This window comes from Pseudoalteromonas sp. FUC4 (genome assembly GCF_008370255.1).
Taxonomy (GTDB): domain Bacteria; phylum Pseudomonadota; class Gammaproteobacteria; order Enterobacterales; family Alteromonadaceae; genus Pseudoalteromonas.
The window spans coordinates 804146-817940 of the sequence record NZ_SEUI01000001.1 but is presented as its reverse complement, the minus strand read 5'-3'; the positions used below and the strand labels follow the sequence as shown (position 1 = coordinate 817940).

At 34.0% G+C, this 13795-nt stretch carries 14 protein-coding genes; 1 reads left to right on the top strand and 13 read right to left on the bottom strand.

The genetic code is table 11. The annotated features are described in order from the left end of the window. Positions 1–118 precede the first annotated feature (118 nt). Positions 119–964 carry a UDP-2,3-diacylglucosamine diphosphatase gene (locus EU510_RS03670; protein ID WP_149592302.1) on the top strand — a complete coding sequence of 282 codons (846 nt, stop codon included), beginning with the start codon at positions 119–121 and terminating at the stop codon, positions 962–964. A 19-nt stretch (positions 965–983) separates the two neighbouring features. Here the strand turns inward: EU510_RS03670 and EU510_RS03665 are convergent, their stop codons facing one another. The 13 genes from EU510_RS03665 to EU510_RS03605 all read right to left on the bottom strand — a co-directional run bounded on the left by EU510_RS03665 (position 984) and on the right by EU510_RS03605 (position 13790). Next, complete coding sequence (locus EU510_RS03665) at positions 984–3995, bottom strand: ATP-binding protein (protein WP_149592689.1); 3012 nt, start codon at positions 3993–3995, stop codon at positions 984–986. A 232-nt stretch (positions 3996–4227) separates the two neighbouring features. Next, positions 4228–4440, bottom strand: a complete 213-nt coding sequence (locus tag EU510_RS03660) for a hypothetical protein (RefSeq protein WP_149592301.1) — start codon at positions 4438–4440, stop codon at positions 4228–4230. Continuing rightward, positions 4437–5231 (bottom strand): hypothetical protein, encoded by a 795-nt coding sequence (locus EU510_RS03655; RefSeq protein ID WP_149592300.1) that lies wholly within the window; start codon positions 5229–5231, stop codon positions 4437–4439. The genes EU510_RS03660 and EU510_RS03655 overlap by 4 nt, the downstream gene beginning before the upstream one ends. 95 nt (positions 5232–5326) lie before the next feature. After that, the gene (locus tag EU510_RS03650; RefSeq protein ID WP_149592299.1) at positions 5327–6490 is read right to left on the bottom strand and encodes a hypothetical protein; all 1164 of its coding nucleotides are present in this window, start codon (positions 6488–6490) and stop codon (positions 5327–5329) included. A gap of 278 nt (positions 6491–6768) precedes the next feature. Further along, positions 6769–7008 (bottom strand): hypothetical protein, encoded by a 240-nt coding sequence (locus EU510_RS03645; RefSeq protein WP_149592298.1) that lies wholly within the window; start codon positions 7006–7008, stop codon positions 6769–6771. 654 nt (positions 7009–7662) lie between these two features. After that, a complete protein-coding gene (locus tag EU510_RS03640) occupies positions 7663–7998 on the bottom strand; it encodes a hypothetical protein (protein WP_149592297.1) in 336 nt (111 codons plus the stop codon). 295 nt (positions 7999–8293) lie between these two features. Then, the gene (locus tag EU510_RS03635; RefSeq protein WP_149592296.1) at positions 8294–8986 is read right to left on the bottom strand and encodes a hypothetical protein; all 693 of its coding nucleotides are present in this window, start codon (positions 8984–8986) and stop codon (positions 8294–8296) included. A 39-nt stretch (positions 8987–9025) separates the two neighbouring features. Continuing rightward, on the bottom strand, positions 9026–9604 hold the full coding sequence (locus EU510_RS03630; protein WP_149592295.1) for a hypothetical protein: 579 nt from the start codon (positions 9602–9604) through the stop codon (positions 9026–9028). A gap of 106 nt (positions 9605–9710) precedes the next feature. Next, positions 9711–10145 carry a hypothetical protein gene (locus tag EU510_RS03625; protein WP_149592294.1) on the bottom strand — a complete coding sequence of 145 codons (435 nt, stop codon included), beginning with the start codon at positions 10143–10145 and terminating at the stop codon, positions 9711–9713. A 96-nt stretch (positions 10146–10241) separates the two neighbouring features. Further along, a complete protein-coding gene (locus EU510_RS03620; RefSeq protein ID WP_149592293.1) occupies positions 10242–10682 on the bottom strand; it encodes a hypothetical protein in 441 nt (146 codons plus the stop codon). A 25-nt stretch (positions 10683–10707) separates the two neighbouring features. Beyond that, positions 10708–11298 carry a hypothetical protein gene (locus EU510_RS03615; protein ID WP_149592292.1) on the bottom strand — a complete coding sequence of 197 codons (591 nt, stop codon included), beginning with the start codon at positions 11296–11298 and terminating at the stop codon, positions 10708–10710. A gap of 2 nt (positions 11299–11300) precedes the next feature. Next, a complete protein-coding gene (locus EU510_RS03610) occupies positions 11301–11795 on the bottom strand; it encodes a hypothetical protein (protein WP_149592291.1) in 495 nt (164 codons plus the stop codon). Between the two features lie 12 nt (positions 11796–11807). Continuing rightward, complete coding sequence (locus EU510_RS03605) at positions 11808–13790, bottom strand: hypothetical protein (protein WP_149592290.1); 1983 nt, start codon at positions 13788–13790, stop codon at positions 11808–11810. Between the last annotated feature and the right edge of the window lie 5 nt (positions 13791–13795).

Sequence of the window (13795 nt, the reverse complement as noted above, 5' to 3'; positions counted from 1 at the left end):
CCTCGATGTTTTAATTACATGATTTTGTATAAATTGTCATAGAGGCTTCGCTAAAGTGTCCCATAAGTGTCATTAGATTTATCTACAGTGTATAATTATTACACTATAGATGACGGGCATGACAAACAATCAGCAGCATAAAAAACAACACTACCCTACTATTTGGATATCTGATGTTCATTTAGGTTACAAAGACTGTAAAGCAGATTACTTACTCGATTTTTTAAACTCGGTAGAATCCGACACACTTTATTTAGTGGGTGATATTATTGATTTATGGTCAATGAAACGACAGTTTTATTGGCACCCTTCTCATTATGAAGTATTAAACTGCATACAAACAAAAGCAGCTAGCGGTACGCGCGTCATTTATATTCCCGGTAATCATGATGAAGCGTTTAGAAATTATATAAATCAAACATTATTTGGTGTTGAAATCCACCAGCAGTTTATTCACACCACTAAAGCTAATAAACGTTTTTTAATTATACACGGAGACGACTTTGATTCAGCGACTCGTTACAACAAACTTATCAGTATTGCGGGGGATGCAGGATACGACTTTTTATTATTTTTAAATCGCTGGACCAATCGTATACGTAAAATATTTGGTGGAAACTACTACTCGCTAGCATCATGGATAAAAGCTCGCGTACACAAAGCTCGAGAAGCGATTAGTGCATTTGAAGATGCTGCAGTTCATGAAGCTAAAAAGCAAAACGTAGACGGTATTATTTGTGGGCACATTCACAACCCAAAAATAAAAGTGGATGACGGAATTATTTACTGTAACGATGGTGACTGGATCGAGAGCTGTACTGCGCTTGTAGAGCAGCAAGACGGAAAGATAGAATTACTACACTGGTCAGATACTCAGTTTATACTCGATAGCGCAGACATAGCTATTATTAAGACGCCTTTAAATACATCAACAAGTACTAAACCAAAAAAATCAGCTGCCTAGCAGCTGATTGTCAAAACGATTAGCTTAACCAAGTAATTAGCTTGTCTTTTAAAGTTTGTGGTTTAATTGGTTTAGTAATGTAGTCGTTCATTCCAGCAGCTAAACATCGCTCTCTATCACCTTCCATCGCACTCGCTGTCATAGCGATAATAGGTATGTGAGTATAATCTACTCCGGCCTTACTATTTCTAATTTCACTTGTTGTATCGTAGCCGTTTAAATTAGGCATTTGGCAGTCCATTAATATAACATCAAAAGCTTGCTCTGTGTTTTCTCTCAGTGCTTCTAATGCTTCTACACCGTCTGATGCACAGGTGATTTTTACTTTAGTGCGTTTTAATATTGCCTTAGCTACTTCGATGTTAATCATATTATCGTCAACTAATAAAATATGATAGGCAGATAGATCAGGCTCTACTTGTTCCTCTTCCAAGCCTTTAGGTGGCGCTATAATACAATCACTACTAGCACCAAATAAGCTGGCTAACTTATAGCTAAATTGATCTTGGGTAAGCGGTTTATTTAGAATATGGCTACCCTCAGGTAATACCATTTTTATTGGCTTATCTGTCACCATATCTCGTAAAATTAAAACATACTTTTTATTAAACTGTTTACAGTAATCAATTAACGCATCAATTTGAGGATGCTCATCATCAATTAACAATAAATCTGCTCCGAACTCCTTGTGCTCGCTAAAGTAATCCAGTCGTACAATGTTTTCTGCTTTTACTTTGCAGGTTAATAGTAATAAGTCGCACACGTTTTTGTAGACGTTATCGCGCGCTATTAATGCAGCGACGTTAATACTTGTAGCAAGCTCTATGCCTGTGTTTAGTTTTTTCTCTTGTGCCACGTGTAGCTCGACCGTTGCAGTAAAGGTACTACCTGCGCCCTTTTCACTTACGACAGTAATATTGCCACCCATTAACTGAGCAAGTTTTTTACAGATAGATAAACCTAAACCTGTACCACCAAAGTGGCGGGTTGTGCTTGAATCTTCTTGTGTAAATACTTCAAATAGTTTGTCTATGTTTTCAGGTGCTATACCAATTCCGGTATCTTTTATTGTAAAGCTCATTAATAGCTTTGAGTCAGTAATGTACTTAGAGCCAATAGTTAAACTTACTTCACCTCGATGAGTAAATTTAAATGCATTATTAACTAAATTAATTAAAATTTGTTTCAGTCGATGGCTGTCGCCAATAACCATTCTGTCTACTACACCTTTAGTATCTAAAAAAACTTCAAGACCTTTGCGCTGGCCCTGTAACGCTAAAGAGCTAATCATATCGCTACATACAGTAACAACATCAAATGTATGATTATCAATATCAAGCTTACCTGCTTCTATTTTAGAAAAATCAAGAATATCATTAATCAAATTCATCAATGAATTTGCACTGCTATTTGCTAGTTTTAAATAATGATATTGTTGATCGGTTAAGCCATCTTCTTTGAGCATTTCAAGCATACCCAAAACACCATTCATTGGTGTGCGTATTTCGTGAGAGATATTTGCTACAAAGTCACTTTTTGCTTGGCTTGCTGCTAATGCTTGGTCAATTGCGCGCTCTAGTTCAATGGTCCTTTGTGAAACCTTTAGCTCCAGAGTACTGTTTAACGCTTCGAGCTCTGATTGCGTATTTTTTAATGAGCTGATATTTCTTAAAATAGCCGCAACTTGATAACGATTATTGTATACATCAAAAATACTGCTAAGCGTAATTGAAAAATATTGTTCGTTACCATAGCCATCTGTGTAGATTGCTTCAAACGGCATTTTTGAACCGTTTGTAATAGTCTCTTGTATACAATTAGTGTCTGCTTCATTTAAATTAAACAACGAGACAAAATTAGGATTAATGCCTGAAATTGAACTACCAAAAACCTCTTTAGCTGTATTATTAAAGTGAACAATTTCGCCGTTTTGCTCAATTGTAAAAATAGCATCTAGAGAATTTTCTATTACTTTATTGTTTTGCTCTTTTAGAGAATTAATTAACAGCTTACGGTTTATAAAGCGTTGGTATAAAAAGGCGATAACTAAAAATATGCTAAAAAATACCACTAACGTTGCAATAAAATTTTGACGTCTCTCGTTCACCTTTGCAAATAAAGTTTTTGTATCAACACTTACACCAAGCTCTAAAGGTAGCATGGCTACATCACCTTCAAACGAAATTCGTTTTTTTAAAGTGAAAGCCACAGGATAATTACTTATTGGTAAAGTACCTTGCTCTGTCATTGTAGTGTCAGTTGTAAACTCTTCAGTCCACGTTTTAGCTTTATTAAATTCAAAACCAAAGCGGAGTTGAGGGTTTGGATGATATAAAAATTCACCTTCATTGTTCATAAGGTAAATTTGTATTCCTTGAGGGGATTCTACCGTTAAGCTTTTTATTAATTTATCTGCAAAGTAGTTAGTGACTAATATTGCGAATATTTTATTTTTTTCATCAAAAACTGGCTTAGCTACACGAAAAGTACTGATGTAAGGTTCTTGTATCTGGCCATTTTCACGGTTGTAGTTAATTGGAGAAATATAAACACTTTTCTTATCAAGCATACTGGCTTTGATTATATAATCGCGTTGACCTTTTTTTTGTAATTGCAGACCTTGCAGTCGATTAATCTCTCCAAGTTGATTTCTATCAACTCTGACAACTTCTTGCCCACCATCTTCGAGCATAATATAGCGAGCTTGCAAAATACTGTCATCGGTCTGCATAAAACCTGTAAAAATGCTTGCTAAGCGCTCTTGCCAAACATCAATTGGCGTACCAAGAACGGGATCAATTAGTTTATTTTCTTTTGCGCGGGTAATGCCTTGTATTGGTGGTGTAGCATCTAAAAAGCGAATGGCGGTAACACTGTCTTTAAGATGTTTTTTTAATGAAAGGCTTTTTGTTTCAAGTTCACGCTTTAATTCTATTTGAGCTGAATGGTAAACATCATTTCTTACTTTTTGATCAAACAAATACAGAGATGGTAAAGCTATAAGAACAAATATTATTGTTGCAACGAGCATTAGTCTATTATTTTTTGTCACATTCAAAAAATTATTCCTTTTTAACATTTATCTTCACCATAAAATTCTACTCGCTATATTATAGAGCATTAATGGCTAAAAAGGACCCCAAAACTAATTAGTTATCGTTATTAATTTTAATGTTTTTACATATTAAAGTACTAATGTATTACCTAAAAAGCTGTATTTGCAAAAGGTTAATTCAAGATAAACAAACGTTGAACCTAAAGGATTATTTAGGAATGCTCGGATTGTTCAGACCTTCTTTCACAACAAATATGACTATAACCATGCAGAAAATAAACCCTCCTCCTATACAGATATAGTTGATTATTGGGTTAGACTCAGTATCAAGAGTCATTGCTAAGAGCCCATAACTCAAAAGAATTAAACCAACAAGTGACGCAGCCATTAATCTAATAAGTTTTTTTGTGGTTTTTTTCATTCTATTACTCCTTGTTCCCTGGCAATACTCTCTAAATTCTTCAAAAATTGAACCGATTCATTAGTTATGTCTTTAATCATAAACTGTGGCTCTATTTCAACTTCAGTACCATCTATTTCACTGTTACTAACAGTCTTTAAAAAAACAGCTTTGCCTTCATCATGCAGTGATATTTCTGTCGGTATTTGATTTGTGTCGTACTTAAATTTACGCATAAAATCTATTAAAGGCACATCTAAAAAGCCAGCAAACGTTTTTCCAAAATAAGTATCTTCTCTTGCTCGTTTTAAAAGCCAAGTATATTCAGCAGATGATAGAAATTGGTTTGGGAATGAACTTGTTTTTACTGTTTGGACTTTTTCATCATCAAAATACCCTATAAATAAATTTTCGCCTTCCTTTTCGTAGGCAATATAATTATTAGGGTCGTTTTTAGGATCTAAGCTCATTTCATAAATTTGTTCTTTAGTAAACCCTGGCGCATATTTCATCATATCAGTAAGAGCTTTATCACTATTTTCTTTATTTAAAGCATAATCTAATCTGTATGCGATATTTTTTTGATGATCTAAAATATATTGGCCATCATCTTTAATAGTCATTTCTGTAAAGGTTTTATTTGGCAAAAAATAGTCTGTACGAAGATATTTATCGGTGACTTTTATTTTAATGTATGCAAAATGATTTAACTCTTTAGTAACTTGATAATTAAGTGTTAGGTTATTTTGTGCGTGTACATAACCACATAAACTTGCAGTGAGTAATATTATAAATTTAAATATCTTTTTCAAAACCTTATCCTTAAAATTTAATGGTTAAAAAGCTACATTACTACAATGGCTTATAATTAACACTATCAGTAACCCAACACTAAATACAGTACCTATTAAAGAGATATAACTTTTGGCAGAGCAATAGCAAGTATAATGAGTGTAAACAAGCAAACCAATAAACCAATATGCAGCTTAAATGGGTAAACCATTTGGCTTGTTCTGTCTAACGATACTGGATATTTATATTTTAATAATGAAAACACAAGTGTTTTACTATCAACACTCCAATGAGACAGTGGGATACTCTGCCCCTTTGTTGTATTAAATACTAGTGAGATTAAATGCGACCTTTTAGTTGTTCTTCCAATTGATCCTTCAACTGAGTCGTAATCGTAATTCCATTTAGCCTCAATGCTAATAATATCCTGCTTAGTTAGTGTGCGCGGTGTTTTATCAGTAAATAATAACGCGGGTAAATAAAGTTCATCATCATCTATTATTATGGAGCTTAAGGGCGCTGTTTTTATAAAATAGTATTTATTACAAATAATTACCCTAGCAAAATAGTAGCTTGCATAAGTTATAACTAAAAATGCAAAAGAAGGTTTCCAGTTTTGTGATGAGAACGCAATAAATAGCGAAAGCAAAGCAAAACACACTACGATGAAATGAACTAAGTTTTTCTTACTATCAGGGAGTGGTAGCGCGCATCTAAGTATGGAAATATTATTTTTAGCCTCAGCATTACCTAAAATAGTATTTTGTGGGAATATTTTTGAAAATTTGTTTACTGTTGCTGAGTTTGTTTTTTCAGCCTCGGCCTCTTCACGTTTAGCAGTATAAACGCGCTCAACGGTTGAAAGCTTATTCACTAATAGCTGCGCTTGTTTAGCTTGCTTAAAACACCTAAACGTATAAGTGCTCAATTTCCCCTCTGCTGAAGTGTAATTAATATCAATTACGCTAATAGGTTTATCTGCTCTAAACGATATTGTGTTTATACTGTTTGTATCAATGGTGTGGTGACTATACGTAAAGAGTTCTTTCTTAAAAAAATGAGCACCTAACTTTATATCTATTTGATTCTTGTGTTCATCAAACTTTAACCGATATTGAAACATCAAAAGCGCAAAAATGAATAAAACGTCAAGCCCATCGCTTGTATCAAAAATCAAGCCTTGACTTAAAACACCCAGTACAAGCCCTGCTACAGTTAGCCAAATGAATAGCCATTTAATCGTTTCTAATATTGATTTTAATATAATTGAATTAGCCAAAATTCCCTCTTTGAATAAAAAAGTATGCTTAATTGCAAGCTCTTATAACATATAAATACTTAAGGTGTTGGAAAAGCCAATTAGCTAGACGCAACAATTATTATTCAGCCATTTTCTTTGGTAAGTTCTAATACACAGCCGTCAGACACGAATTTTTTTCACCATACTGGGCTCTTATGTCAACCTGTGCATAATTAGATTTTGATTCAGTTGATAATTTTTGAGATATAACCTTAAATTCAGGGCTTGTTACATACTTTTGAAACTTTTCTGCCTTTTTACTCAAGTATGCGATAGCGCGTTTTTTTTTCTTCTTCTGTATCTTTAAAATGCTTTGGTACAAAAGACATCAAGGTATCAATGTCTTTATCAGCTTTTGCTTGTCTAAACTCTTCGCATTTTTTTATAAATAATGGATCTTGATTATCCTCAGCAGGCAAATCTACGTTAGATTCATCAGCAAAAGCTGCTGTGCTTAGAAACATAATGCTAGAAAAGGCTATTAATTGTGATTTCATTTCAAACCCTTTGTTAACGGAACAAATATGGGGGACGTGGTGTAAATATTAAGCTTTTCCTCATCTACACTGATTGCTGTGGCATCCATAGTAAAATTAAACCCACCATTAGCCTCTTCTCAAGTAAAGCTACTAACGTCAGGTGCTTGAGCAAATAACTTTCGCTCATTATTAAAACAAGAAACTCCCTGTAGCATTTTTTGTTGATTTTCTAAATGCCAGAAGTCGTTATCTGGTCAAGAATCCATCCTTGTTGGTTTATCCATAAAGCATTTACAGTTATAAACTGTACCTAATTTATATAAAGTATGCAATTTAATCAAAAGTGATTCTTAGAGTAATCAATTGTGTATACTTTAAGCTAAATTAAAGTCATATTCAATATGACTTTTTTGTAAGTCCTTTATAAAATGGTGATAGCAAACCGTACATACTTAAAAGTCCGCCACCAATCATTAACCCAAAAGTAATTGCTTGCGAAAATTCAGGCTGAATTGCAAACCGATATAACCCTATACTTAATAACGTGATCCCAGTACGGCAATTACAATAATACTTATAAATCCTTTAATCATAACGTTCCCTCTGTTTTAAACTTTGTGTATTGATGAATACTCTTTAAATAATCCGTTAGGTTGAAAATTTCTGCTTGAGCTAAATAATTGATTTTAAATACCCTGCCCCTAGCCAATATAAGTAGAGACCTATCATTACAAAGTTTCCACCCATTGACATAGCCCGCAGCAGAATGAACACAACACTGTCACCGCCATCAGTAAGGCCATACTTGTAACTCACGGGGTAATCAAAATAAATGCAAAGATAAAGCAAGTATGTTGCGATGGTATTCGGTTTAATTGTATAGCGTTCATTGTTTTTTAGAACTACAACAGCTTGGGAAATGTGTAATTGTTTTGATTGATAGCCTTGCCCGTTTGAACGTGTATACCCGTAGCTAAATTGTATGTAATCTATATCGGCTTTAGCCATAGTTATGTGTTGCTGTTTAGATGCTTGCAAATAAAAACTCAATTCCTAAATTTAGCTTAAATAATTTAGTCACTACCGACATAGTAATTTTACTCGTGGGGGTCAGGACATCTTTTTCTGGTAAAATTACGAGCTTAAACCAAAATTTGTCATCTAATTGTATATCTAACTGTTCGCTTTGCATTAATAATCTCAACAGTAAATTATAATAAAGAGCATGTAGTAATAACTATTGCATGCACTTCTGGTTTTAACGTGCACGACAACTAATCTTACAGTAAATTAATATGGTTATTTAAGTTAAGTATGTTTGTACAATAATCATGCTTGAGAGTACTGTTAAAAACAGTGCTGCGAACATAATTGCAATAACCTTTATAACCGGTGGGAACAAATAAGATACTTCTACAGGTGTTCTTTTAGTCATGACTTCTACCATTTCAGGTAGCATAAAAAGGTTTATTCGATTAATTGTCAGCGTGTGTTTATCAGTAAATAAAAATGTAGCATGAGTAAAAAATGGCAGTTTAATATTTTCATGGCGACTTATCGTTCCGCGGATACGCTTAACTATGGTGTAATCAAACTTACCTACTGTTACTCCTTCAATATCCCGATAGTAAAATTTCTTATTTACATTACCAGTATCTTTAAATTCAAAATAGTCTTGATAGAGAGTAATTGATTGTTTACTGCCACGCTTAAAAAACAAAATAGCGAATAAAAAAGCAAAGTAAAAGCCGGTAAAATAAAATACAACATATTCAGCTCTTATATTAGTATCAAGCACCTCACCTTCGCTTATAAAAAAACAGGTTAATAAAAGCCCAACAATGTAAGCTATTACACTGTGTAGGTAGAGTTGCTTTTTAGTGAAGTTTTTTAATAAAGGATACGTTGTTAAATCGGCTTGACACTCTTTCTCAAGGCGTTCATCCGCGCTATATGAGTTAGTAAACTGCCTAAATTTATTACACAAAAAGTCCATAAAGCCTCTTTTATAAAATCAAAGATTCCCTTTGACGGGTTAGATAAAAAATAACAAAATCATTAAGAAAAAAATGGTCAACAATAAAAAATACAGTGGGAATTTTGTAATTAAAGATGTTTTAAATTCAATACTTACATCATGTTTCTTATTTAACCAATCTACGAATTCAGGAAGCTGTAATATCGATAATCGATTAAAAACCTGTTTTTTATTGTTCTGGTATTCAATTACCGCCCCGGTAATAATTTTAAAATCAGTACTTTTAGTCGGAAATGCTTTTACCGTTACTTTAACCGGCTTAGTAAATTCAATGGTTTCTACACAGCCTGTATGTTTATCTACGGTTAAATCTTTGGCACATTTAATACTATGGTTAACCCATATAACAAAGCGGATTGTATTTATGAGTAATAAATTTAAAACTATTGATTGGATTAGTTGTGGATCTGAATAGGTAGGATATTTATTGGGGGTAAGGTCTATGCCGATTAATCCAAAAATAACGGCAACAAGTGTATTTATTACAAAAAACATCAACCACTGTTTTGTTGTTTTTTGTGGCCAGCGCCCCGTATTTTTTAGTTTATAATTATCATTATGTGCAAAAACAGGCATGTTTTTTACATTGTTATATATATAGTGCGAGAGTGAATCTTTCACGTTTTAAAGGTTCCTTCTTCTAGCGTATTGCGATGCAGTAAAAACTATTTAGCTAACCAATTTACAATGAATATTCAAACTCTACAGGGCCAACAGTTCTTGCTTCATAACTTACACCATGATCCGCCACTAATTCACCATGAAAATTAAGCGTGGCTTTATTTCCACCAATAAATTTAAGTGTTGTATTAAAGTACTCTGATGTTATTGGCATGCCTACATTTTTATAGCCATCAAACGAACACCCAATCATTAAGTTGTTAATACCTGGGCCATCGATCTCCGCTTTGTTTTCAAGGATTTTACAGGGGAAACTTATTTCACAGTATTCTTGTTTGTTATTTCCCTCTAGATTAAAGAACACGCTATGGAAAGGGTGACCTTTATCATCAGCTGGTTTAAACTTTTTAAACGAGGTCATTTTAATTTCGCCATTGGTGCAGCCTGTTAATAAAACTAAGCTGGCTGTAATTACTGTAATAAAAATATTTTGCACATTATTCCTTTTAAAAAATAATTTTTTTAAGAATTACAAAGCACCTTACTTATTAATCTTAAGTTAGGTTAATCCATTTTCCTGTGTATATATTATTTAAAGCGTGTATTCAAACTCAAGTGGCTTTAGTGTTTTCACTTCAATCGATAAATCTTCTTTTCGCGTGTACAACACTACATTTAATGATAACGTGGCTTTGTTGTCACCTAAATGGTGTAACTCTGCGTGTTTATATTCATGTGTATAACCCGTGCCATAACCTTTAACATCATCATATTTACAACGCATTCGCAGTTCAGAGCCGGTGCCTTTGATCGCTCTTTTACTTTTTAGCATACCTATTGGAAAATCAATCTTACAGGTACCCGCTTTTCCATCACCTTCTATTTCAACAACCAAAAAAGGCTGTGTTTTAGCATTTTCGCGCATAAATTTTGATGGTTCAAAGCTAATCGCTTTTGTCATAACAACATCTTGTGTGCCACACCCTGTTAACACACTGGCAAGTAGTGGGATTGATAGATATTTTAATTTCATGTCTTTCCTTAGTTTTTTAAATAAATTAAACAATAAAGCCCAATAAAAACCCGATTGGGAAAAGAGATAAGTAGGTTAATGTCCACCATGAAAAACGGTGTTTAATTTTTACGTTATGCACTTTCGCTAAATAATTAACAATGCTTCTATAGTCACTTAAATTAAACGTATGTACTCCATAACGTTCACCGTTGACTGATTTAATCGCTAAATGCGTACTTATGTATGGACCAAAGCAAAATAGCGGCGTCAACGGAAAGTAATTAATATACATTGCCTCTATATCTTTAAAAGCAATAAACACCTCACGCTCGCCTTTAAAATCCGGCATGGTTATGGCACTAGGCGTAACATAGACATCGGCGTTATAAAATGTTTTTTGTAACGAGGATTGCAATAGCACCAAACCAAAAAACAAAAACGGGGTAACCACAAACATAGTATTCAATGTTTGGTCAGCATTTGAGTAACTCGGTTGACCATCAATAAAAAAGGAGGCGACAAACGCCCCTAGTAACATACCTAAAAACGATTTTATTCGCGTATAAGGCACCCAGCGCTTGTGTGCAAAACATACTTCAAATGTATGCGTAAGCTTTTCAGATATAAAGTTCATAATCAAAGTAGTCTATGATACATATACCATTTGTTATCAAACTCCAAAAATGAGCATGATTTACCTTCATCACGTTCATCATTTTTAAAAGTATAATTTAAGGTATATTCTCGAGTAGCTTCTGGGTAAAAGCGGGCCATCCGTTTATCTACTGAGCTCTGTAAGCCTACTGGTAACATATTGCCATCTTCACCTACACCTCCATAATCTAACATTGTAATAACCAAATTATTTGAATTTAGTTGTTCCCAATCCTCTTTATAGTCTTTTATCGCTTTATCAACTTGCTTCCATGCTGTTTTACCTTCATTCCAGCTTTGTAATTTTGGTGGTAACTCTGCAAATAAAGCCTCTCGGTCTCCGGCTTTAATGCTTTGCCATGCGTCCATACAGCGTTTATTAAAATACTCTTTTGTTGGCACTTCACTAGCCATCGATAAAAAAGATGAGCTGATTAAAGGCGCTGCAATTAAAAGTGTGATTAATTTATTTTTCATAAAAATGTCCTTTTATTTTTTAATATGAGCAGTAATTGCATCCACAGCCGCCCATTTTAAAGTCGTAAATTCTTTGCTTTTATATTTAGGCAATTGATTATTATTTTTTATAATATAATCTGCAAACTCAATCACTTCATCTAGCTTAAGTGCTTGTGCGAATAAAGCTTTTAATTTTGCGAGTTGCTGTGTTTGGTTCACGCCACTTAAGCCCCATGCAGTAGATGCAGCAACAAATCGTGGTGTAATTTGTAAATCTGCTTGCCCTAAATAAAGTGCATTTAAATAATACTTTTGTTCATCACCAAAATATAAGGTAATCGTTGTGGCGTTATTGCTTGATACAGGCACGACGGCAACACTATTGTTAACATCGACCGTTTTTTCTATGCCAGATATAAATGTACTTGCAACCACTTTAGAATTAGCAAAAGTCAGGGACTTATCTATTGTTAATGTTGTTTTACTAAATAAAGCAATTTTAGATGCGTTACTTTTTCCATAACTGTTTTTTAAATATAACTTGCCTGAATCAGCATTTGCAGGAACTGTAAAACTTAAGCTAGTAGGAGAAGTTGCTAAAGGGGTAAGCTCTACCTCATTTAAATACACTAAAGTATCGTCTGAAAAGTTTATTCCAGATAAAGTAACTTCCTGATTCACTGAAGATTCTATAACCCCTTGACTCACTATTATCGGCGAGAATTGTTGATTAAACGAAAGTGCAATAGGTGCTGTACGTATATTTGCTGCACTATAACTAATGCTAGTTGCATTGCGCGGCATTACAAAATCTACATAATCTTTCCCATTAGCATTTACAGCTATATTAACGGGTACTGTACTGCCTTCAATATTAAAATTTAAAAAGCCGGTTGCTAAGTTTTCACCGTAAACACGGTGTTTTTGGTTAGCTAAAATAACCCCCTCAATTGTTTGACTGCCATATAATAAGTAATAAATATTACTCACTTCTAAATAGCTATCTGTTCCATACCCGCCATTTGAGGCTAAGTTTAAAGGCTCAGGATCATTCACATCTAAAATTAGATCGTTATCGTCATCTAAATCTATAAAATTGGCAAATTGGTCTTTATCATGATTTAAAGGTCTTTTAGGGTTCCCCGCATCTTTACTATCGTCAATAGTGTTTGCATCGGAGTCTAAATCTACAAAGTTACCCAAGCCATCTTCGTCTAAATCAAATGCACCTTCTAGTACATCTTTAATCCCGTCATTATCTGAGTCTTCATCAAGCCAGTTTGGTGTACCGTCATTATCAACATCAAGGGCATACGCTGAATCTAAATTAAACACGTAAAATTCAGTACCGTCATAAATGCCATCGCCATCAGTATCCTGCGTATAACCTTTAAAGCCAAAAGCAGGCTCTAAAGAGTCATCAATTACATCTACATCCTCATCTACAAACACATGTAGTTGGTAATCGTAAGACACCTCACCTCTAAATTCTTTATCGTTAATAACAATATAATAGGTGCCAGACTCGCTCGGCTTTACTTGAATAGCCCGCTTATACTTACCAACAGCAGTAAAATTGGGTGCCCATGATTGAATAGCCACTACAGAGCTGTCCATTACTGCCATACCAGGGTCAAACTCATTACTTGAAGAAGATAAAAGTACAGTTATTGCCACATCTTTTTTAAGTTTAATTTTGTAATAATCTTGATCGTTCACTTGCTGAATTCGGCCAAAAAGTTTAATTGGTAACTTTTCAGGTGCGACAGTCGCTACATCATTATTGTTGTTAAATTCTTCTTCTTTAACAAATTCGTATTCACTTTTACTCGTATCAAACGGATAAGCATCAAGCTCATCAACAACCCCATCGCCGTCTTCGTCTTTATTTTGCCAAGTGCCTATATGGGTAGTTGGCTGAATTGTTTTTACTTGTGAAGGTGTTGCAAACGTGAGTAAACTAAAAGTACTGCTTACACTAAATAGCGAGATATATAATAGGTGTGCTTTCAAGAATC